17 protein-coding genes are annotated in these 21,660 nt (G+C 44.6%); 7 read left to right on the top strand and 10 right to left on the bottom strand.

Annotated elements, in window-relative coordinates:
* The first annotated feature begins 86 nt into the window (after positions 1-86).
* Both IJ23_RS02470 and IJ23_RS02475 read left to right on the top strand, forming a co-directional pair.
* Positions 87-1,391: a MipA/OmpV family protein gene (locus IJ23_RS02470; protein ID WP_033905356.1), complete on the top strand. Its 1,305-nt coding sequence runs from the start codon at positions 87-89 to the stop codon at positions 1,389-1,391.
* A gap of 62 nt (positions 1,392-1,453) precedes the next feature.
* Positions 1,454-1,843, top strand: coding sequence for a hypothetical protein (locus IJ23_RS02475; protein WP_228009997.1), 390 nt, complete (start codon positions 1,454-1,456; stop codon positions 1,841-1,843).
* A gap of 94 nt (positions 1,844-1,937) precedes the next feature.
* On the opposite strand, the gene IJ23_RS02480 is transcribed toward IJ23_RS02475, so the two are convergent.
* Complete coding sequence (locus IJ23_RS02480) at positions 1,938-2,522, bottom strand: FMN-dependent NADH-azoreductase (protein WP_025766683.1); 585 nt, start codon at positions 2,520-2,522, stop codon at positions 1,938-1,940.
* Positions 2,523-2,707: 185 nt separating this feature from the next.
* Here IJ23_RS02480 and hrpA point away from each other — a divergent pair, with 185 nt between their 5' ends.
* The 5 genes from hrpA (at position 2,708) to IJ23_RS02505 (ending at position 10,530) form a co-directional block, all read left to right on the top strand.
* Positions 2,708-6,694 carry an ATP-dependent RNA helicase HrpA gene (hrpA, locus tag IJ23_RS02485; RefSeq protein ID WP_169628671.1) on the top strand — a complete coding sequence of 1,329 codons (3,987 nt, stop codon included), beginning with the start codon at positions 2,708-2,710 and terminating at the stop codon, positions 6,692-6,694.
* A gap of 182 nt (positions 6,695-6,876) precedes the next feature.
* Positions 6,877-7,356, top strand: coding sequence for an outer membrane beta-barrel protein (locus IJ23_RS02490; RefSeq protein ID WP_021033871.1), 480 nt, complete (start codon positions 6,877-6,879; stop codon positions 7,354-7,356).
* A gap of 199 nt (positions 7,357-7,555) precedes the next feature.
* The gene (locus IJ23_RS02495) at positions 7,556-8,071 is read left to right on the top strand and encodes an outer membrane beta-barrel protein (RefSeq protein ID WP_005377661.1); all 516 of its coding nucleotides are present in this window, start codon (positions 7,556-7,558) and stop codon (positions 8,069-8,071) included.
* 362 nt (positions 8,072-8,433) lie between these two features.
* Positions 8,434-10,014, top strand: a complete 1,581-nt coding sequence (locus tag IJ23_RS02500; RefSeq protein ID WP_005377659.1) for a BCCT family transporter — start codon at positions 8,434-8,436, stop codon at positions 10,012-10,014.
* 126 nt (positions 10,015-10,140) lie between these two features.
* Positions 10,141-10,530, top strand: a complete 390-nt coding sequence (locus IJ23_RS02505) for an ATP-binding protein (RefSeq protein WP_005377656.1) — start codon at positions 10,141-10,143, stop codon at positions 10,528-10,530.
* A gap of 19 nt (positions 10,531-10,549) precedes the next feature.
* Here IJ23_RS02505 and IJ23_RS02510 read toward each other — a convergent pair whose 3' ends face one another.
* The 9 genes from IJ23_RS02510 to IJ23_RS02550 all read right to left on the bottom strand — a co-directional run bounded on the left by IJ23_RS02510 (position 10,550) and on the right by IJ23_RS02550 (position 21,544).
* Positions 10,550-11,188, bottom strand: coding sequence for a sugar transferase (locus tag IJ23_RS02510; RefSeq protein ID WP_005377654.1), 639 nt, complete (start codon positions 11,186-11,188; stop codon positions 10,550-10,552).
* Between the two features lie 10 nt (positions 11,189-11,198).
* Complete coding sequence (locus tag IJ23_RS02515; protein WP_033905250.1) at positions 11,199-12,389, bottom strand: glycosyltransferase family 2 protein; 1,191 nt, start codon at positions 12,387-12,389, stop codon at positions 11,199-11,201.
* Positions 12,382-13,500, bottom strand: coding sequence for a glycosyltransferase (locus IJ23_RS02520; protein ID WP_033905251.1), 1,119 nt, complete (start codon positions 13,498-13,500; stop codon positions 12,382-12,384). Before IJ23_RS02520 ends, IJ23_RS02515 begins: the two co-directional genes overlap by 8 nt.
* Positions 13,501-13,721: 221 nt before the next feature.
* A complete protein-coding gene (locus IJ23_RS02525) occupies positions 13,722-15,155 on the bottom strand; it encodes a GumC family protein (RefSeq protein WP_005377649.1) in 1,434 nt (477 codons plus the stop codon).
* Positions 15,152-16,276, bottom strand: a complete 1,125-nt coding sequence (locus IJ23_RS02530; RefSeq protein WP_033905252.1) for a glycosyltransferase — start codon at positions 16,274-16,276, stop codon at positions 15,152-15,154. Before IJ23_RS02530 ends, IJ23_RS02525 begins: the two co-directional genes overlap by 4 nt.
* Before the next feature lie 115 nt (positions 16,277-16,391).
* On the bottom strand, positions 16,392-17,756 hold the full coding sequence (locus IJ23_RS02535; protein ID WP_005377645.1) for an O-antigen ligase family protein: 1,365 nt from the start codon (positions 17,754-17,756) through the stop codon (positions 16,392-16,394).
* Positions 17,753-19,183, bottom strand: a complete 1,431-nt coding sequence (locus IJ23_RS02540; protein WP_033905253.1) for a lipopolysaccharide biosynthesis protein — start codon at positions 19,181-19,183, stop codon at positions 17,753-17,755. Before IJ23_RS02540 ends, IJ23_RS02535 begins: the two co-directional genes overlap by 4 nt.
* Positions 19,176-20,348 carry a glycosyltransferase gene (locus IJ23_RS02545; protein WP_033905254.1) on the bottom strand — a complete coding sequence of 391 codons (1,173 nt, stop codon included), beginning with the start codon at positions 20,346-20,348 and terminating at the stop codon, positions 19,176-19,178. The genes IJ23_RS02540 and IJ23_RS02545 overlap by 8 nt, the downstream gene beginning before the upstream one ends.
* An 11-nt stretch (positions 20,349-20,359) precedes the next feature.
* Complete coding sequence (locus tag IJ23_RS02550) at positions 20,360-21,544, bottom strand: glycosyltransferase (protein ID WP_033905255.1); 1,185 nt, start codon at positions 21,542-21,544, stop codon at positions 20,360-20,362.
* Positions 21,545-21,660 lie beyond the last annotated feature (116 nt).

The following is a 21,660-nucleotide window of genomic DNA, read 5'->3' on the forward strand; positions in this document are numbered from 1 at the left end:
TGTAACGGCTATCATCAGCAGAACATAAGCTTTTAATGGCAAATCATTGATGTTTGCCTGCTTCTCAACCAACATTTTTCGAACTCATGAAGAGATTAATTCTAACAACACTCGCTTTACCTTTAGCTGCGGCAGTTTCTTCTGCGCATGGTGCAGACGAACAAACGTGGGGGATTGCTGCGATGTATCGCACAGCATCGATTCCGTTTTACACCGCCGATAATGACTCTACGGTGAGTACATTTGTACCAATGATGTTCTTTGAAAACGAACATGTGTATATCAATGGCATTGAAGGTGGCGCTTTTTTGTATAACGAGAGTGATTCCGACTGGCGCGCGAGCGCACTCATGCGATTGAGATTTGTCGATATTCCCATGTCGCTACAAAATGCTAATGAAGGGGACAGAGTCGATTTCGGTGGGCAAGTGCGTTATAGCATTAACGACACTTGGCGCGCAGAAGTAGAGTTGATGACGGACGACGAACTCCAGTTTCACTCTAATTACCGCCTTGCTGCTAATTATGTATTTGGTGATTGGGAATTAGAGCCATCGATTACGATTCGATACAAAGACGCTGATTTCAATAGTGAATATTATTCCTTTAAGGATATTACTGGCGAGAGAATTGGAGCTGGGCTTGACACCAATCTTGGTATTAAAGCGCGTTACCATGTAACTTCAAATTTGTATTTATTGGGTGAGACGAGTGTTACTCGCTTAGATGATAACGCCTACAACAGTCAGCTTGTAGAAGATCGATATCAGGGAGAAGTGTTTGTCGGTTTTGGCTTTTTCAACGATAAAAGCAAAGCTCCGAAACCGACACTGAGCAATAAAGCATATCTACGTATTGCGCATGGTTGGGCGACGCCTTCGAACATCGGTGAAATATTTAGCTTTGAGAGAGAAAAAGACCCATACGACAATCAACTTACTTCATTGTTTTATGGGCATCCATTAACGGATGAGCTGTTTGGTTTTCCTCTTGATATTTATTTAACGCCAGGGTTGGTTCATCACTGGTCGTCCAGTGTTCAGTCTGCGAGCACAGAATACGTCATGGCGATTAAGGCTTATTATACGGTTAATTGGCCTACGACTTGGCGATTTGGTGTAGCGGAAGGTGTGTCATACATTGATAGCATTACCTATATTGAAGGCACAGAAATGGAAGACAAGGGTTATACACCAAGCAAGTTGCTCAACTACCTAGATTTCTCGTTTGATGTCAATGTAGGCGATCTCTTCAACCAAAAGAGCTGGAACAATATGTGGGTGGGCTATTCATTGCATCACCGCTCGGCGATTTTTGAAAGCGCTTCGCAGTTTGGGCGAATTAAAGGTGGGAGCAACTACAATACTATTTATTTCCAGTTCGAGTTTTAGCGCATCACGAGATGCATATAGGTCGGATTTGCAACTGACTTATTTATCGCCCATTATGAGTAATGATGAATAATACTATGCTGCTTTCAACGAGAAATTTCGTATATCGTGCCAGAGTTAAGGCTGTTTGTGATGCATCTGATGAATCGGATGGCATAAGCACCATGAGTATCGACTCCTCATTCAATCTTCAAATTGAAGCGATAAATTGTACCAACGCTGAATTTGCCAAACGCTTTTTTGCCATTCACGGAGAAGGGCACTTGGAGGGCGATGAATGGTTGGTGCTGTACGTCAACTCTCTTGACGTTAAGGCGGGAGACAATATAGAAATCCGTAGCGATGTCGCGTTTAATGCGATGATCGAGAATATGATAAGCGAAGCTGAGCGGTCTTTAGAAAAAGTCTACCTCGATGCAATACGCAACTTGGAGAAAGTGAATCGTTTTTGACGATGTAAGAGACCCTATAAATACGATCAAGGCATAAGGATCCAAAAAGGGATTGGCGCGAACCAATCCCTTTTGTATTCTGGTTTCTTCTAACTTACGCCATTGTTGCAAGTTGGCTTTGCGCTTCTGAAATGCCTTTTGCAGCCGCATCTTCACCCATGTTTAGCGCTTCTGCGTAAACAAATTCCACATCAGTGATTCCTACAAAACCCAGCACAGTGCGTAGGTATGGCGTAACGTTGTCAGTTGGTGAATCTTTATGAATACCACCACGAGTCGTTATTACAATCGCCTTTTTACCTTCAATCAAACCTTGAACGCCGTTTTCTGTGTATTTGAATGTCACGCCTGCACGAGCAATCAAATCAATCCAGTTTTTAAGCTGAGTTGGGATGGTAAAGTTGTACATTGGAGCGGCAATAACCAAAGTGTCTGCGGCCTTTACTTCTTCAATAAGGGTGTCAGACAAGTCGACCACCGCTTGCTGTTCTTGTGAAAGATCTTCCGTAGCGCGCAGTGCAGTCGCAACGGCGAAGTCCAAAACAGGTAGCGGGTTTGCAGCCAAATCACGAACAGTAAGCTTGTCTTGGTCTACATTTTTGATGAAGTCTTCAACCAATTTGTTTGATTGAGAGTAATCGCCAAGGATGCTTGATTTTAGAGCTAGTACACGAGACATAATGGTTATTCCTTAAATAAGTGCTTTCGACTATGGGAGCCATTATAAGCAACGTAAGTGAGTTCAAAAGCCTAGCGATTCGCTGAACATGTTCGAAAAAATTGAATGAGCTTTCGGTTATCTTGTTACAGATCTTGTGTGATACAATCCGCGCAGTTTTTGTAATGAAAAGAATAGGAAACGCTTTGACTTCGTCACAGCCCCCAAAAAAGAATCTAGCTGAAGAGCAAGCGACACCGTCAAATGGTGCGCAAAAAGCGACAGCGAAACAAGCTCAAACACCTCAGGCTCAAGTGAATAGCGCGGCATCTCTGCGTAAAGCGCTGAATCAGTGCATGATGCGCGACCGTTTCCGCTTGAGTAAACGTATTTCTGGTGCAAGCAAAATTAAGAAGGACGCAGCGCGTAATGCTGTGTTCGACGAAATCGCATTAGACATCGCAAAATCCATGATGGTTGCAGAGCAGCGCAGCAACTACAAACCAACGATTGAATACCCAGAAATCCTGCCTGTAAGCCAAAAACGCGACGATATTGCGAAAGCGATCGAAGAAAACCAAGTGGTTATCGTCGCGGGTGAAACTGGTTCTGGTAAAACCACTCAGCTACCAAAAATCTGTGCTGAGCTTGGTCGCGGTAAATTTGGTCTGATTGGTCATACTCAGCCTCGTCGTCTTGCAGCGCGTTCGGTTGCTAACCGTATTGCCGAAGAGATGGAAACCAAGCTTGGTGAGTTTGTTGGTTACAAGGTTCGATTCAACGATCAGATCTCTGAAAATACCCAAATCAAATTGATGACGGATGGTATCTTGTTGGCTGAAATTCAGCATGACCGTTTCTTGAATCAATACGACACCATCATTATCGATGAAGCGCACGAGCGCAGCCTGAACATCGATTTCATCTTGGGTTACTTGAAAGAGTTGCTACCACGTCGTCCTGACTTGAAAGTGATCATCACGTCGGCAACCATCGACCCTGAGCGTTTTTCAAAACACTTCAACAATGCACCAATCATTGAAGTATCGGGTCGTACTTACCCAGTAGAAACACGTTACCGCCCACTAAGCGGTGATGACGACAATGATCGTGACCAGCTTGAAGGCATCTTCGAAGCGGTAGATGAACTGTGCGATGAAGGTTTAGGTGACATCCTGATTTTCATGAACGGTGAACGTGAAATCCGTGATACCGCAGATGCATTGTCCAAACGTAATCTGAAGAGCACGGAAATTGTGCCGCTTTACGCGCGTTTGTCGGCAGGTGAGCAGAATAAGATTTTCCAACCTCACACTGGTCGCCGAATTGTACTGGCAACCAACGTGGCAGAAACCTCGCTAACTGTTCCGGGCATTAAGTACGTTATCGACCCGGGTACGGCGCGTATCAGTCGATACAGTTACCGTACTAAGGTTCAGCGTCTTCCAATCGAGCCAGTTTCTCAGGCGAGTGCGAACCAGCGTAAAGGTCGTTGTGGTCGTGTGGAAGAGGGTATCTGTATTCGTCTGTACTCAGAGGAAGATTTTGAGTCACGCCCAGAGTTTACTGATCCTGAAATCCTACGTACCAATCTAGCGTCGGTTATCTTGCAAATGACGGCACTTGGTTTGGGTGATATTCAAGCGTTTCCGTTTGTGGAAGCACCGGATAAACGTAACATCCAAGACGGCGTGCGTTTGCTGGAAGAGCTTGGTGCGATTAACTCTGAGGTAAAAGATCCGAAAAAACGCCTGACTTCCATTGGTCGCCAATTAGCGCGTTTGCCAATCGATCCGCGCTTGGCGCGTATGGTATTGGAAGCGCCAAAATATGGTGCGCTTAAAGAAGTGATGATCATCGCAGCTGCCTTGTCGATTCAAGATCCACGCGAACGTCCTTCCGACAAACAACAATCTTCAGACGATAAACATCGTCGCTTCTTCCATGAAGAGTCGGACTTCCTGACATTTGTGAATTTGTGGGAATACATCCAAAAGCAGCAAAAAGCCTTGTCTAGCAATCAGTTCCGCAAACAGTGTAAGCAAGACTATTTGAACTACTTGCGCGTTCGCGAGTGGCAAGACGTGTACTTCCAAATTCATCAGTCGATGCGTGAGATGGAGTTCAAGCTTAACGATGAGCCCGCTTCTTACCATGGCGTACACAGTGCCATTTTGGTTGGTTTGCTGTCGCACATCGGCATGAAAGACCAAGAAAAGAATGAATATCAAGGCGCGCGTAATGCTCGTTTCCATATCTTCCCTGCATCAGGTCTATTCAAGAAACAGCCTAAGTGGATCATGTCTGCTGAGTTGGTGGAAACCTCAAAACTTTGGGGTCGTATCATCGCAAAGATTCAGCCAGAATGGATTGAGCCGTTAGCTAAACACCTTATTAAACGTAGTTACAGCGAACCACATTGGTCGAAGAAACGCGCTGCGGTGATGGCGCACGAAAAAGTGATGCTTTACGGCGTACCAATCGTACCGAAACGCTTGGTCAACTACGGCAGTATCGATTCGACCGTAAGTCGCGAAATCTTCATTCGTAGTGCATTGGTTGAGGGTCAATGGGAAACCAAACACGCGTTCTTTAAGCAAAACCGTAAGCTTCTGCAAGAAGTGGAAGAGCTTGAGCATAAATCTCGTCGTCGTGACATCTTGGTGGATGATGATGAGCTGTTTGATTTCTATGATCAACGCGTTGGCACCGAAGTGGTGTCTGGTAAGCATTTCGATACGTGGTGGAAAAAGGCATCTAAAGAAAATCCGGAACTGCTGAACTTTGAAAAAGAGATGCTGTTCAAGGGTGATGCTAGCCATGTGACCGATTTGGATTACCCGAACTTCTGGCATCAAAATGGTTTGAAGCTCAAATTGAGCTACCAATTTGAACCAGGCGATGATAGTGACGGTGTCACAGTGCATTTGCCGTTGCCGATTTTAAACCAAGTTGAACCAGCGGGCTTTGACTGGCAGATCCCAGGTTTACGCCATGAGCTTGTGGTTAGCTTGATTAAATCGTTGCCAAAGACAATTCGTAAGAACTTTGTGCCTGCGCCGAACTATGCCGATGCATTCTTAGCGCGCGTTACGCCAATGGAAGCGCCGCTGTTAGATTCATTGGAGAAAGAGTTGCGACGCATGACGGGCGTAGAAGTGCTGCGTGAAGACTGGAACTTGGAACAAGTACCTGAGCACTTGAAAGTCACGTTTCGTGCGGTTGATCACCGAAATCGTAAACTGAAGGAAAACAAAGACCTTCATGAACTGAAAGAAAGTTTGAAAGACAAAGTTCAAGAAACGCTTTCCAAAGTTGCGGATGACGATATCGAACAGCAAGGTCTGCATACGTGGAGTTTTGGCGAATTGCCGAAAGTGTATCAACAAAAACGTGGCGGCTACGATGTAAAAGCGTATCCGGCGCTTGTTGATACCAAAGACAGCGTTGAAATCAAACTCTACGAAACGGAGTACGAGCAGATAACGGCAATGCGTGCTGGTCAGCGTCGCTTAATTTTATTGAACGTACCATCGCCAATTAAATATTTGCACGCCAACTTACCGAACAAATCGAAGCTGGGTCTGTACTTTAATCCATACGGCAAAGTGCTTGATCTGATAGATGACTGCATTGCCTGTGGTGTCGATAAGCTTATTGAAGAGCAGGGTGGTTTAGTTTGGGAGCCAGAGAAGTTCGAAGCGTTGAAAGAACACGTTCGTGCTGAATTGGGTGACACCGTTGTAGAGATCGCTCAACAGGTTGAGACTATTCTGACCACGGCGTTTAGCATCAATAAGAAGCTAAAAGGCAAGATCGACTTCACAATGGCGTTTGCTCTGTCCGATATCAAAGCACAAATTGAAGGCTTGATCTTCAAAGGCTTTGCAACGGAATGTGGCTGGAAACGCTTGCCGGATATTCTTCGCTACATGCGCGCGATAGAGCGTCGTATGGAGAAGTTGCCAATCGATCCAAACAAAGATCGTTTACATATGCTGAAGATTGAATCTGTGACTCAAGACTATAAAGAGTTGCTGAACAAGATCCCGAAAGGTGTGGCCATTCCTGAAAATGTAAAAGAAGTGCGTTGGATGATTGAAGAGCTTCGCGTGAGTTACTTTGCTCAACAATTAGGCACTCCTTATCCTGTTTCTGATAAACGAGTCAAAAACGCGATTGATGCTTGCTAATCAACCAGTAAAATAGTGTCAGATTTGTAATTATCGCTTAAGAAGTTGCTGGTACACTAATTGCTAGTAACTCAATAAGCATTATTTTTTAGTTCTGGGAGGCAATAGTTCGCCTCCCTTTATTTGTAGTACCAACGACTGAGTTATGCAGACGTGGGAATAATAAAGAGTAAAGGTAGATGATGAAAAAAACTCTATTAGCAGTGGCGCTACTTGGCGCATCTTCTGCGGCAATGGCGGATTCTTGGATTTACGGTGGTGCAACAGTAGGTCAGTCTGACTACAAAGGTGAAACGGACACATCATACTCTGTTCACGTTGGTACAGGCATTCTACCTATCATTGGTGTTGAAGCTGGTGTAACACAGCACGGTGAGTTCAACGTAAATGGTCAAGACACTAAGCTAACTTCTTACTACGCAGCACTTAAGCCAAGTATCGACTTCGGTCCGCTACACGTGTACGCAAAAGGTGGTTTCCATCAGTGGGACAAAAAAGTGAAAGGCGGCAAAGACGATGACGATTTGGACCTAATGTACGGTGTGGGTGCTGAGTACTTCATTTTTGGCCCAATGTCTGTTGGTGCTAGCTACATGAACTACACTGCTGGTAAAGACGATATCAGCACGTTCTCTGTTAACGCAACACTACATTTCTTATAAGCGTCAAGCTTTCTAACACCATATGAAACACACCGGCTTTATGTCGGTGTTTTTTTGTCTGGAAGTCACAAAACAAAAGTTGAACATAAATTATTCACTTTTAGAGTCTTAAAATGCCTATGCTTTCCAATATATAGTGGCGATTAAATGCGCATATTTGCGTAATTTTTCGCTTAGGAATCGATCAGGAAGGGATAGTATGAAAAAAACACTCTCGTTATTCGCTCTAACGTTGTGCTCAACGTCAGCAATGGCTGACTCTTGGATTTACGCTGGTGGCCAAATTGGTCAGTCCGATATCGACAGCGAAAATGATACAACTTATGGTATTCATGTCGGTACTGGTATTTTGCCATTCATTGGCATTGAGGCAGGCTACTTTAACCACGGCAAAGTGGATTTATCTTTGAGTGGCAGCAGGGGTAGTGCTGATTTTGATTCATTCTATTTAGCGGCGAAACCTAGTATCGACTTCGGCCCGTTACACGTTTACGCAAAAGGCGGCATCAATGCATTCAACGTTGATTATGACGGTGGACTTAGAAACTTAGACAAAGATGATGGCGTCTCTTATATGTATGGTGTTGGTGCCGAATACTTCTTGCTTGACAATGTGTCTGTGGGCGCGAGTTATCAAGCGTTTGGCGTGGATATTGAAGGCGATAGCGATACCGTTAGCAGCGTAACAGGGAACATCACCTTCCATTTCTTATAACGCTCGCTGGATGAAAGGTTTGCTGATTTGGTTTCGTCGTTAATTGTGAAACCAAATCAGCGCAGGTCTTCTCTATTTGCGCAGTGACTGGCTATGAACTTAAGTATTTCTTGTGTCTTTTCTAGTCTACAACCTACGACAAAATCAATCGTTAGACCTCATAATTTTTGTGTTGATATTATCTCCCCTTCATCTGTCTCGAATTGAGCTTAAAATGCAATAAATCACGACTTTTTGCAAAAATATGTGATTGCTGCTAAAATTTGTCCCGCTTTAAAACTTTAGAGTTCAAATTAATGGAGGGCGGTATTGGAGTTCTTCTCACCTGAGGGGCGTTTCAAATTCACGTTAAATTTGTATTTATGGATAATGCATTTAAAAAATATAGTATTGATACAACCGATTATCAGGTTGGACAGGATAACGTTCAAAAGTGGGGATTCGATATACATAACCCGGTTTTTGGCATTAGTGCGGGGCTCGTTGTTTTCTGTCTGATTTCACTTCTTCTTGTTGAGCCAACCACTGCTCGTGACGTATTAAACGGTCTAAAAAACGGAATTATCGAACAGTTTGATGCGTTCTTTATGTGGTCGACAAACTTCTTCTTATTGTTCGCCGTTGCTCTTCTGTTTTCTCCGCTAGGTAAAATCCGCTTAGGAGGCAAAGAAGCAACGCCGGATCATTCAACCGTTTCTTGGTTGTCGATGCTTTTCGCCGCGGGTATGGGTATTGGTCTTCTGTTCTGGAGTGTGGCTGAGCCGACCGCGTATTTCACTGATTGGTGGGGAATGCCACTTAACGCAGTACCATACACCGAAGAAGCAAAATCCCTTGCGATGGGTGCCACTATGTTCCACTGGGGTGTACATGGTTGGAGTATTTACGCACTCGTTGCACTAGCATTAGCGTTTTTTGCCTTTAACAAAGGTTTACCACTTTCATTGCGCGCGGCGTTCTATCCAATTTTTGGTGACCGTGCATGGGGTTGGTTAGGTCACGTTATTGATATCCTTGCCGTTTTGTCGACGCTATTTGGTCTTGCAACGTCGCTAGGTCTAGGTGCTCAGCAGGCGACCAGTGGTATTAACCATGTCTTTGGTCTAGAAGGCGGCATTGGTACACAAATGATTGTGATCACCTTCGTTACCTTTATCGCGGTGCTATCAGTGATTCGTGGTATTGATGGTGGTGTTAAGCTACTGAGTAACGTCAATATGGTGGTTGCGTTTGCGCTGCTTATTTTCATTACCTTCATCACGTTTGATACGGCGTGGAGCTCGCTACGCGACACAACAATGGCTTACATTGAAAATATTATTCCATTGAGTAACCCTCACGGTCGTGAAGATGAAACTTGGATGCACGGCTGGACGGTATTCTACTGGGCTTGGTGGGTATCTTGGTCACCGTTTGTTGGTATGTTTATCGCGCGTGTGTCTAAAGGTCGTACGGTTCGAGAATTCTTATTCGCAGTCATCGTTATTCCTACAGTTGTTACTTTGATTTGGATGTCTGTGTTTGGTGGTATCGCGCTTGACCAAGTGGTGAATAAAGTTGGTGAGCTAGGTGCAAATGGCCTAACTGATATTTCATTGACTCTGTTCCATGTTTACGATGCGCTTCCGTATAGCTCAGTGATTTCAATGCTTTCTATCGTGCTGATTCTGGTATTCTTTATTACATCGTCAGACTCTGGCTCGCTGGTTATCGATAGTATTACCGCCGGTGGTAAGATTGATGCACCAGTACCGCAACGCATTTTCTGGGCGTGTATTGAAGGTGCAATTGCAGCCGTAATGCTTTGGGTTGGTGGTAAAGAAGCCCTGCAAGCATTGCAATCAGGTGTTGTTGCAACAGGATTACCGTTTACTTTTGTTCTGCTGTTGATGTGCGTAAGTTTGGTGAAAGGGTTAAGAACAGAACTGCCAGCTTACAAATAAATACAACACGATCCATGATTGAGTTTAAATGCCGAGCCTAATGTGCTCGGCATTTTTTATTTCTACTTTTCTTTTCCAATAATTTCGTTACAGTTTAGGCTTATTCCCACCTCATTAAACTGCATTATGTCACTGGCTAAACTCATTCTTATTCGTGGACTTCCGGGTTCAGGTAAAACAACCTTAGCAAAACAACTAGCGATAGAGCTTGGTGCTAAGCATTTTGAAGCTGACATGTATTTTGAAAATGATGAAGGTGATTATCACTTTGAACCAGTTCAATTACCTCAAGCGCATGAGTGGTGTTTTCAGCAAACTAGAAAGTGGTTGAACAAAGGGAGAGTCGTGATTGTGAGCAATACGTTTGTTCGACATTGGGAGATGAAGCGTTACATGGACTACTGCATGAAGAAGCGCATCGAGGTGGAAATTAAAGTGTGCCACGGAGCGTATCAAAGCATTCATGATGTACCACCAGCGACGATAGAAAAGATGCGACGCCAGTGGCAAGAATGACCGTTACCAGAACCGGAAGTTATTGACCTCGTCCGTCAATCATCACAACGAATGTTTTGCTCATGATTGAAAGGTCCATTGAAATCCAAGAGTAAAACGAACCTAAGCTTAGTGCGTAACTGTGGTCAAACCCAACTTTGCGTCTTACATCCTCAATGCATGCATCATAGCCTTGGTTAACCTGAGCTAAGCCTGTGATACCTGGTAACACGCCATATGTGCGCTCTACAAAATAGGGGATTTCATCTTCCAATTTCTGGTAGAAAGCTGGGCGTTCTGGGCGCGGCCCAATCATCGACATTTCACCTCTCAACACATTAAACAGTTGAGGTAGTTCATCTAAACGTGTTTTGCGTAAAAAGCGTCCTACTGGCGTGATGCGGGGATCATTTTCAGTTGCCCATACTGCGCCAGAGCGTTGCTCTGCATCAATATACATGGTGCGAAACTTCATGATTTGAAAAAGATCCATTTTTTCTGGTGTGCAGCGTCCTACTCGCAATTGGCGATAAATCACAGGGCCTTTCGATGTGGTTTTGATCGCTAGCGCGATAAATGGGAAAAGTGGTGCAGTGACGACCAAAATAAGCATTGCAACCAGTACATCAAACGTTCTTTTCGCGTGGCATACATTTGAATCGTAGCGTGAGTTTTTCATGATGCTTTCCTTATTGGTTGACGCGTTTCCAACGTCCATTTTCCATTCCGAGTAAATATTTCATACCGCCGATAAAGTTGGCGAGATGACCAATGACGATGTAACTAATCAGCTTAAAAGGTTTAATTGTGTTAAGTGCTGGCATCAAGTAAGTGATAAGCGCGATGCTATAAATACCAACTTGTGCGAACAGCATTACTTGAAACAGCGGATTGTGTGCCAGTAGTAGTGAGCAAATAAAGCAAACAATCATCAAATAGGGTGTTGCTAAGCGCAGTACCTTTCCCGATAGAAATGCAAAGGCAGTGCCACGATAGCGAGGTAGCAGTAATTTCTTTAATTGCATGAGCTGCTGCATGTTACCTGCTGAAATTCTTAGGCGTCGTTTGAAATCTGCGTCATCTGAGCTTTGTTCGAGCTCAAGCGCCAGCATGTTTGGCTCGTAAATAGCGCTATAGCCTCGCAAAACGATTCTCATAGGGAGAATAAAGTCGTCATTAATGGTGCTAACTTCCAGTGGTTCAAATAAGTGAGTTCTGAAAGTGTAAAACGCACCGTGGGAACCAATCGTTGAACCTAACAAGGATTCTTGGTGCTTTACTCGAGACTGGTATTGCCAATACGCCGCTTCACCTTGGTTATCAGTGCTCATTATTTGATATGTTGCGTTAACCACTCCAACGTTCTCATTTTGATAATGCTGACTAGCTAGCAACAGAGAATCGCAAGAAATCAATGCCGACGTGTCACTCAGTGCGGTAATGTCCGAGCTAACATGACGCATTTCTTCGTTGAGTAGGGCAACTTTACCGCGATTGACTTGGTGATCATTAATAATGAACAGAGTATCAGAGCAGATTGCTTCTTGAATTGTCGCTTGAGCAATCTCGGCTGTGTTATCTGTGCAGCCATCACATGCGATCACTACTCTTAATTTATCCCTCGGGTAGTCTAGGCTCGCAAGGTTACGGATCTTCTCTGCTATCCATTGTTCTTCATTGTAGGCGGGCACGATGACAGTAATAGAGGGTAGCTGGCTGTCTGTTTTGGAGGCTTTGTAAGCTCGCTCTACAAATGGTGCTTTGGTTTCGTCTTGCTGTTTTAAAGGAAGCCACTTAAGGAGCAGTGGATACCCAACGTGATGATAGACAATCAAAAACGCGGATAAACCAAACCCTATAATCCAAAGTAAATCATTCATAGCTAGCCTCCTTGGCCAAACGTGAGTAGCGACTCACCATGTCTCTGATATCAAAGTGTTTGAGAATAAAAGTTCGAGGAGAATGGTGTGATGATTCCAGTTGCTGTGATAACGTTTCGGCCAACGAAAACACGCGATTTGCTTCAACCAGTGTACTGTTGTTCGGACAGAGCGTCTCTTTCACGCCGCCAACATCCGTCGCGACGCAAGGAATGTCACATGCTTGAGCCTCGAGGGTTGAGAGAGGAAATCCCTCTTGAAGTGATGGTAAGCAAAACAAGTCTAGGCTTTGGTAAAAGCTGGGCATATCGTCGACCAAGCCTAAAAAGGTTACTCGATCTTCAAGTTTTAACGTTCTAACTTGTGCTTCCAATTGAGCTCGCTGAGAACCATCTCCAGCAATGGCTAGGTGTGTGTTTGGCGTAAGATGAGAGAATGCTTCGATAAGCACTTTATGGCCTTTAACTGCTTCTAGACGCCCGGCAACGCCAATCACGATTTTGTCGGTTGGAAGTTCAAACAAGTGTCTTGTTGCCGTTTGGTCACCGCTTTTAAACTTCTGACAGTCAATCCCGTTATGGATAGTACAAACTTTGCGATACTTTAACTTAGTCTGTATTTGATGGGCGACAAAGTTAGCATCGGCAACTACTTGCGGGCGGATCATCGTTAGCAAAAGGGACTGTAGTCGAGCTGATTTTTTGTTATTAAGGTGCCATGCGTCGTGCTCGGTATGAATCACTACAGGTACGTGCGCTAAACGTGCAGCAATACCACCATACAGAAGTGGGCCGATATGATGGGTGTGGACCACGTCAGGCTTAAGTCCTTTGAGCATGGAAGTCAGCGTACTGATGGTTTTTCCGCTGAATCCAGGTTTCTTATTAAGAAAGTGCAGTTGGCCTTGGTAGGGCAATAGTTTTTGCCAGCCTTGTAGTGCATGTTCTTTGCTTCCTTCTAAGCTCACGACAAAAACGGAATGGTTTGGCTGCGCAAAACGAAGCATTTCTAGTACGAGCGTTTCTAAACCACCAGGAGCTAAGTGTTGCACGACGTGTAATATCACTTTTTTGCTGTGCTTAGTGTTATTGTGTTTTTGTCTGAATTCCATTTTCAAACCCTCGTTGAGTTCTTTGTTTATTTAGGAGTTGCAGACTGCGTGCCAAAAAATTAATCATTTAAAAACAATAAGTTAATATTGATGCTTGTGAGACTTTATGTTTATTCTCAATTTGAGATTCATATTAGTGGACATGCTATGAGGCTGTATAAGGCAGTAGTAAAAGAAAAGCACTCGCAGACCGAGTGCTTGTAAATGAGTTCTTATGGCGGTTAGTTTCCGTACACTACGTTAGGTAAAGTGGTGATGACAGGAACACCAAGGTGTTTTTCTAATGCTCTTTTAGAGCGGATAGAGTTATCGGCTAACTCAAGTATCGTCGCTAATCCAATGCCTAAACCAGCGCCACCAATAAATCCTAAAATGACAAATACAAAACTAGGTAAGTTAGTTGGAATCGTTGGCGTGAACGGTTCATCAATGATTTTTACGCGCTTATTCTCTTCAAACTCTCCCAAAGAGCCTGTTAGTTGGGCCATCTCATAGCGTTCGACGAGTTCGTCATACATTTCTCTCTTCACTGCGACGTCACGAGCTAAGCGGTTGATTTCTGTTGCCGTGCTCCCAAATTGGTGCGCATTTCGCTCTAATTCTTGGATCATGTCTCGCAAGCTGTTGGTTTCTTCCGTAAGTGCTTCAAAACGTCCGCGCATCATTTGTAATTGATGTAGTTGGGAGACAAGTAGAGGCTGTGCTTCGCCAAGACTGTTTACTGTGGTATTGCTCGCGATATCCCATAGTTGAGCACTGTTTAGTTCTGGTTGTTTAGAGTTCAAGAGTACCGAGCGTTCCTGCTCCAACCGGTTTAATTCTCGCAACTTACCTTGCACTAAACTATGCGCCTCTGTGTATTTAGCGCGAAGCAGGGTAAGTTCACTACGAATGTCGATGATTTGCTCTTCCAGTTTACCGATAACCGGGTTCGTTTTGGATAGTTGTTGATCCAAACTGCCTAGACTTCGTGAAACACCAGCAAGCTCCGCCTCCTTTTCGGCTAGCGTTTGTTTGAGGCTAGCAAGGCGAGTAAGGCTTTGAGCTTGCATTTCGGGCGTCGCGTCTGAGTAAGTATTTTTATACTCTGCAAAGGCTTGCTCTGCCTTGTCTAGTTCTTCCCTGCGTTTGTTGATATGGATAGTCAAAAAATGACTCGAATCTTTAATCGAAGAACGCTCAGGAGCCAAAAGCTGTTCGACAAAATGCTCTCTGACAGAGAGGAGCATCGACTCCATTCCTTCTGATTTACCACTTTGCAATTGAATTTGAATGAAGTCTTTACCGAGTGGCTGAACAGACAGGCGCGACGCAAGATCTTTTATGATGAACTCTTGCTCTTTTGCACTCATCTCGTCATTGATCAGCGATTGTTCTTTTGCGACAGAATACAAAACGTGTCGGCTTTTTAGCAGAGTACTGAGTGCGCTCAATCGGTCTTTCAGCATTGTTGAGACGGCAAGGTCTTGAAGGAACGGGTTCATTTTCGCTGTCTCTTGAATAAGCATGCTGGTATGAGCAACATAAGTCGTCGGAACCAGTTTACTTACGATGAAACCCAGCACAGGCAATACAAGCATAGGAATAACGATCATGTAGCGACGTCTCCAAGCTCCATGTAACAGTACGCTGAGGTTTTCTCTTAAATCGTTCATAGCGCCCTCACTAATTTATCAACTTGGTTGGCTCTTGCTTCCCAGCTTTGCTGTTGAACAAATGACTTTGAATCTGTCGGTGGCGGTAGGAGGTGATCGAGACTGGCACGCACGTCTTCGACATCTTGAACCACATGAAGCATATGTTTGTAGGGCATTAATGCAGGAAACGGTGTGCTGATAACAGGGGTTCCTGTTGCCAAGTACTCAAGAAGTTTAAGCGGATTACATGCCTTGATTTGAGCGTTATCAACAAAGGGCAACCAACTGGCATCCCAGTGTTGGGAGTAACGTGGCAGAGTGTGATGCGCTCTCGGGCCCAGGTAGTATACGTTGCATCTTTGTGGAAGTGGATTATCACTGAACTCGTTAGGGCCGATGAACACGAGATCCCAGTCAGGCGCTTGGTCTGCGACTTGGGCAATTAAGTCGTAGTCTAACCATTCAGACAAACTGCCATAAAAGCCCAGCACTTTGCGACCATTATTAGGAAAATCTTCAGCCTTAGGTGCTGGCTCAGAAAACAGACTAAAGTCGACACCGTGAGGCAAAGTGACGGTTTTACCAGATGGAAATTTGGTGGAGAGTGTTTCGCTTGCCGTAAAGATAACGCTGGCCGCATTAACAAGAGTACGTTCGTGCTTGGCCACCGTGTCGTGGTCAACACCAGCTAAAGCGCTAAAGTCATCGCCACAATAGTAAATCAGTCCACGTGGGTTCATTTCTGCACAAAGATCGGCAGCAGTCGGGAGCGACGTCCAAAATACAGGCTTATCAAAACCAAGAGCTTGTAATTGTTTATTGAGTTGGTGTTTCATCATCTTAGCGGCCACTTTTCTTGCTAATGCAGAGCTAGGGGCAGGAATGGTGAGCAAGTTGATGATGTGAATGTTTGGGCTTGTTTCAGAGTCCAATGTTGGCTTGTGTGAGCCTACGTTATGAAATACACGAGTGAGTTTGTTTAACGCACGCTGTATGTCTTTAGAATCCAGCTTAGGTTGACGAAGGCCAATGGAGTTAACCCAAAGGATGCGATGGTTCGCTGCTAGTCGCTTGACAATATGCTGAGTGGAAGAGGGTAACCCACCAAAATCTTCTCCAAATACTACGATGTCTGTCATGTGGCTCTCCTTGAGTCTTGGTTATTTGATTACTAATTAAGTGAGTAATCACAATGCGTGCCAAGGAATTAGCCATTTTAAAACAGTGAGTTATGGGTTTTGTTTATGTTTGAAACTAGGATTTCTCATTTTGACAGTCACTTTGAACAATTCGGCTAACGACAACTGTTAACGCCGCTAGAATGTAAATTGGCCAAGTGAAACCTTGAGTCAGAAACGTGCCTGATACGATGGTCCCGATAAGCCCACTTAACACGGCGTTTGCTCCTACAGAGAGGGTGTAATCTGATTTTGGTGTCAGCAATGAGATGGAATGCAAAGAGGTGCGGATCAATGACACAATTAAAGTAATGAACACCGCGAGCCCGACAAAACCCGTTTCTGCTAACACGCCAAACCAAGTACTATGGACGGCGTGGTTGATACCATCCCAGTGTGGGCTGTAGAAATAGTAATTAAAATAGAAGTTATCTAGACCTACGCCAGTCAACGGATGATGCAGCGCCATTTTAAATGCCGCTTCCCACGCATAAAGTCGCCCCATCGCAGAGGCATCTATACCATCCTCAGCGGCTCCCCCCGATTCTCGTCCTGAAATACCAGCGAATGCGTAGAGTACGATCGCTGCGATGGCGCCTAGTACCAAGACTAATGTTTTGCTTTTGATGTGTTTAAAAGCAAAGTAGGCAAATACAGACAGTGAACCTAGTAACCCACCGCGGCTCTGCGTCTCAATGATCGCAAAGAACAAAACCAAACAGGTGATAAGGGCAAAGAGCCTGAGATGCTTGGGGGAATGCTTCTCCATCAATTGACTAACGGTAAAGGCAAGGGGAAACATCAGCACTAGTGCCAAATCGTTAGGATCACCAAGTACGGAACCTATGGATCGTCCTATTGACACGCGCGTCCCTTCGACTAAATCAATGCCATTCGCTGCGTTTTGTAATGCCACTAGACCAATCAATAATCCGGCGAAAATAATTGCTTTTGACATCTGAGCGAGCTGTGAAGGTTTAGTAATAAGCCAGGTGATGGCCAACGTCATAATGATGATTTTCCAATAGGTGTTTTTGAACACCGTTATTGCGATATCACGACTGGAAGCGAATATGATTCCGATGATCACCAGACCCCAAAATATACACAGCCACTTTAATGAAGGGTGCCAAAAAGCTGTAATCTGGCGGCTTATAAGAAGGTGAAAGGCGAGTGCGGCGAGTGCCCCCAGTGATAACAGTAATGGGATCTTGAAGTTATAGATAACAGGAAAGGCTTCGTGAATACGAAAGAATGAAAAAATAACGAACAGTGTGACAAGCCAAAACGTTTGATTGAGAACAAACAGTAACGCGAGTGGTGCGAAACACAACGCGACAATCAAAATGGGATGAGGCATAACAATCCAAAGCAGGCCGATACAGACAGTGATCGTCAGTGCTGCGATGGACTGTTTTGTTCTCACCTTGGTTTCATTCATAACGAGTATCTCTTCACCTGTCCACGCCTTTTCACTATGTATCGAGTGAGAGCATTTAGCGTCTCTTTACTCATGTAGCGAGTGGCTATCCCTGCCAGCAAACTGCATGTCAAAATGCAAATTGCGATGGCGATTCCTATTGATTGTGAAGAGTGAAGCAGGAACAGTGCCACACCGGATATAATCTGTAATAAAACCATCAGACTTAGGTGAAAAGGCAACGTCATACATTGTTGGCCTACTACATAAGTCAGGCCCAGCTTACACAGTTGTGCGTAATAAAGCGCAATGAACACACCATAAATACCCAGAGAAGATAAGCCAAACAGCAAAGCAATCGCAACGCACGCAGAGACGACATTTATACCCAGTAGCCAGCGAGTACGACGCTTGTACAAAATGGAGATGTTAATCAGCTCGCTCCATTCTTTTAACATAGCGATAGGCAGCAAGAATAAGCTGAATAGTACCGCCTCATGATAGGTTTCTGGCAGTAAGTGGGTGATCATCACCATTGCTAATGTGCCGACCACTACACTCAAACCTGTAATGTAAATCATACCTAAGTGTGTGATGCGCACTGCTTCAGTGTTCTTGCGCCCTTCTAAGTAGTTAAATCGACGTGGCATCCACCACATGCCAAATGGCTGCACTAAAATACACATGCCCACTGCAAATTTTACCGCTATCGCGTAAATCCCTAACGTCGCAAGAGAAGTGTTGGCACCAATGAACCAGCGTTCAGCGCCATTGAGACAAAATGCTACTAAACCGGCCATCATCATTGGTAGGCAGTAGTTTAGGTATTGTTTTGCCAATGTCAGTTTAGGAAGGGTGATATTGTAACTGTTAACGATGTGCAGCCAAACAAATTGAGTAATAGCAGCCAACAAGCCCCCCCACAAAACAGAAATAACATGGGGATGAACAGACAGCGCCGCGACGATAAAAATGACCTGAAAAATGGTGGTAGTGACCATGACGTTAAGCAGTGTTCTTGCTTTGTCGTCTTGTGTTCTTAACCAGGCAGTGCCGATTGCAATACTGCCTTCTAGAACGATGGCAAACATAACAATAGCAAATTCGACTCGCGTAAAAGGCGCGGGAATGGGGGCGATTAAAATGATAGTGAGCAAGCTAAGAGCAACGACTCCAGCGATGAGTAAAGCAAGTGAGTACAGCTGGTTTAGTAGGCTTGTGCGCGTATTTTTATCCTTTTCAACGCCGACGAATCGATAAAGCGCTTCATGCAAAGCGAAACTGACAAACAAGGTCGTAACAACACCAAAGGTTGTTAGAAGCTCAAGCTTGCCCATTTGTTCTGGTGAGAGAAAGTGGGGCAATACAGGCAGCATGATTAGGCTGATGCTTTTATTGATCACTAAGGCGATAGCAAATAGCGTCATGTTGGTCATTGCTTTAGACATGGTCATATCCTTTGATGTCTCGCGGTGTCTTGAGTGTGCAATCATTGTTGGTAGCAATTTCGGCAGCAAGGTGCTGGGCGATTGGCAAATAACAACGTTCGGCTGTGTATAGTTGAGAAACATTGAGTGCTTCGATACCCATCGTTACTTTCATCCACGGCGATTCATTCAAAAGGCGAATTGCGTTGTGTAACGAAGCCACATTGTTAGGCGTGTATTTAATACAATTTCGGCCGTGAGTTAACACGCGGTCCCAATAACTATCATCATGTGGAATGACGACACACATACCTGCAGCGAGCGCTTCCAAAATAGATAACCCAAAAGGTTCGTTAAGACTGGTGGAAACAAACACACCACACTGTGAACGCAATTCATCTAAGTTGTTTGGGCACTCATGCCATTCAACACCTTGTGTGTTGAAGTCCGGTGTTGAATATTCCACACCTGCCACGTTAGGTTTGATGTAACACACGGTGGATTTGATCTTTTTCGACTCATCAAGTGTTAAAGCATCAAGCAAAAGATCGATGTTCTTCCATTTTAGTAAGCTAGCTGCCCAGAAAACGCGGCTTGAAATCGGATTCGCTTGTTTTGGCCAGCGATCTTTCGATAATCCATTAACAAATGTAGATGTATTCAAACCACACCAATAGCGTTCGGTGGCTGGCTTCTCTGTTTTGAGGTAGGCCTGTAATGCTTCTATCATTGATTCGCGGGTGTTTGCCAAGTAGTAAATTGCCGATGCTTTTACTAAGCAGTAGCCAGCAGATCTCGATCGTCCAATAGGGCCATGAACCATCTGTACCACAGGCTTTTTGCTAATTAATCGTAGTAAGTACAAAGGCATATCATTACTTGGGCAAGATAGGCCCAAAAAGCTATCTATTTTTGGCAGCTTCATGCACGCGTAGAGAAGTTGGAGAAAGTAGTAAGCGTTCATCAACCAGTAGGTCAGTCGATGAGTCGAGTTAAATGGTGATGGTTTTATTTTTATAACTTGCACACGCGGTGTATCACTAAGCAGTGACGCCCAATGCTCTGGATTTGTAGTGAGTAGATAACCAATCACGTTCAGCTTATCGCACTGCTTAAGGAGCTCTGCATTCGCGATTTTGGATCCACCTTGCATTGGGATGGCGTCGAACATCAATACACGTTTCATGACCGGGCTCCTCAATTGATGCTCAACCAGCGTGAAAGAGGCTTCATGCAGTGAGTCATTGGCATTGGTGTAATGGCGTTGTTATTAAGTTCACCTTCGTAAATACGTTCAATAGCGTTGATAGATGCAGTCGTCGTTAAGTTCTGGCTAGCATGTAGGTAAGCGTTTTCCGCCAGCTTGTTTCTTAATGCCGCGTCTTGCATGACTTGTTGAATCGCGTTTAACAGGCTCGCCATTCCACTGTTCTGGTACAGCAATGCAGAGTGATTATGCTCGAACAACTCAGGAATGCCTCCTGTTTTAGGAGCCACGATAGGCAGTTGAGCTAAAGCCGCTTCCCCGAGCACGAGACCAAAGGCCTCTTCATAGGCGCCGCTAATAAAAGCGTCTGCATTACCACACATCCACGCTCCGGCATTGTGTTGTTCTCCGACAAAGTGCACTCGTTCTTGGATACCAAGATCCGATGCAAGCTGTTGCAATGCTTCTCTTTCTTCGCCGTCACCAACAATAACAAGGTGAGGGTTGTTGTGGTGGTAGTTGTGCATGCGCATTGCGCGAATAAGGCGGTCGAACCCTTTGCGCTTAATCAGCGAACCCACCGACAGAAAGGTAAAGGCCTGTGATGGGATTCCGAGGCGATCTTTAATGTCGATGGGTGTATCCACGCCTTGAAGTGACACGCCGTTGTGTACGACATGAAGTTGGTTTTGTGGGTAGCCGTCCTGAAGAATTTCGCGTCCAACATCTTTGCTAACGCAAATCAATTTTGGAGAGAGGTGAAGTCCGAGAGAGAAGCGATCGCGCAATGTATAATGGCAATGAAGTTGCGTGACAAGTGGTATATGATTCATGCGAGCAGCCAAACACATCCATTGACAAGGGCCGCCGCTATTGACGTGTACCAAGTCGATGTTGTGCTTTTCGATCAATGCTGAGCCTTGTTTGATAAGGCTATTCCACCCGCTAATATCCCAGCGTGGAGCGCTCCAACCACCAACCAAATTGAAGGATGAATGTTCCGCTTCAATTCCGAGCGAATGGCACTTATCGATTAATGGTTGGCAGTTTGACCATACGAATGGCTCAAACTTATTGCGGTCGATTCCTGAAATGAGATCCAGAAGCACCACTTCACTGCCGCGAATCCAATTATCACCATAATGAACATATAGAATGCGTTTTGGCGTAGTCATAAGTCACCTCTGTCTCATCATTAATCTGCGTTAACTGCTGAGCTGCAATAGAGATGCCAAAATATGCCATTAGTTTATATGATTGAATCTTATATGATATTTATGTTTGGAACTCA

This window comes from Vibrio sp. OY15 (assembly GCF_000742455.1).
GTDB classification, from domain to species: Bacteria; Pseudomonadota; Gammaproteobacteria; order Enterobacterales; family Vibrionaceae; genus Vibrio; species Vibrio alginolyticus.

Excerpts from the sequence above, each read along its gene's own strand:
- IJ23_RS02515 (WP_033905250.1), bottom strand. The coding sequence starts at position 12,389 with ATGAATGATTTACTTTGGATTATAGGGTTTGGTTTATCCGCGTTTTTG.
- IJ23_RS02505 (WP_005377656.1), top strand. The coding sequence starts at position 10,141 with ATGTCACTGGCTAAACTCATTCTTATTCGTGGACTTCCGGGTTCAGGT.
- IJ23_RS02500 (WP_005377659.1), top strand. The coding sequence starts at position 8,434 with ATGGATAATGCATTTAAAAAATATAGTATTGATACAACCGATTATCAG.
- IJ23_RS02480 (WP_025766683.1), bottom strand. The coding sequence starts at position 2,522 with ATGTCTCGTGTACTAGCTCTAAAATCAAGCATCCTTGGCGATTACTCT.
- IJ23_RS02490 (WP_021033871.1), top strand. The coding sequence starts at position 6,877 with ATGAAAAAAACTCTATTAGCAGTGGCGCTACTTGGCGCATCTTCTGCG.
- IJ23_RS02520 (WP_033905251.1), bottom strand. The coding sequence starts at position 13,500 with ATGGAATTCAGACAAAAACACAATAACACTAAGCACAGCAAAAAAGTG.
- IJ23_RS02545 (WP_033905254.1), bottom strand. The coding sequence starts at position 20,348 with ATGAAACGTGTATTGATGTTCGACGCCATCCCAATGCAAGGTGGATCC.
- IJ23_RS02495 (WP_005377661.1), top strand. The coding sequence starts at position 7,556 with ATGAAAAAAACACTCTCGTTATTCGCTCTAACGTTGTGCTCAACGTCA.
- IJ23_RS02475 (WP_228009997.1), top strand. The coding sequence starts at position 1,454 with ATGATGAATAATACTATGCTGCTTTCAACGAGAAATTTCGTATATCGT.
- IJ23_RS02510 (WP_005377654.1), bottom strand. The coding sequence starts at position 11,188 with ATGAAAAACTCACGCTACGATTCAAATGTATGCCACGCGAAAAGAACG.
- IJ23_RS02470 (WP_033905356.1), top strand. The coding sequence starts at position 87 with ATGAAGAGATTAATTCTAACAACACTCGCTTTACCTTTAGCTGCGGCA.
- IJ23_RS02550 (WP_033905255.1), bottom strand. The coding sequence starts at position 21,544 with ATGACTACGCCAAAACGCATTCTATATGTTCATTATGGTGATAATTGG.
- IJ23_RS02530 (WP_033905252.1), bottom strand. The coding sequence starts at position 16,276 with ATGACAGACATCGTAGTATTTGGAGAAGATTTTGGTGGGTTACCCTCT.
- IJ23_RS02535 (WP_005377645.1), bottom strand. The coding sequence starts at position 17,756 with ATGAATGAAACCAAGGTGAGAACAAAACAGTCCATCGCAGCACTGACG.
- IJ23_RS02525 (WP_005377649.1), bottom strand. The coding sequence starts at position 15,155 with ATGAACGATTTAAGAGAAAACCTCAGCGTACTGTTACATGGAGCTTGG.
- IJ23_RS02540 (WP_033905253.1), bottom strand. The coding sequence starts at position 19,183 with ATGTCTAAAGCAATGACCAACATGACGCTATTTGCTATCGCCTTAGTG.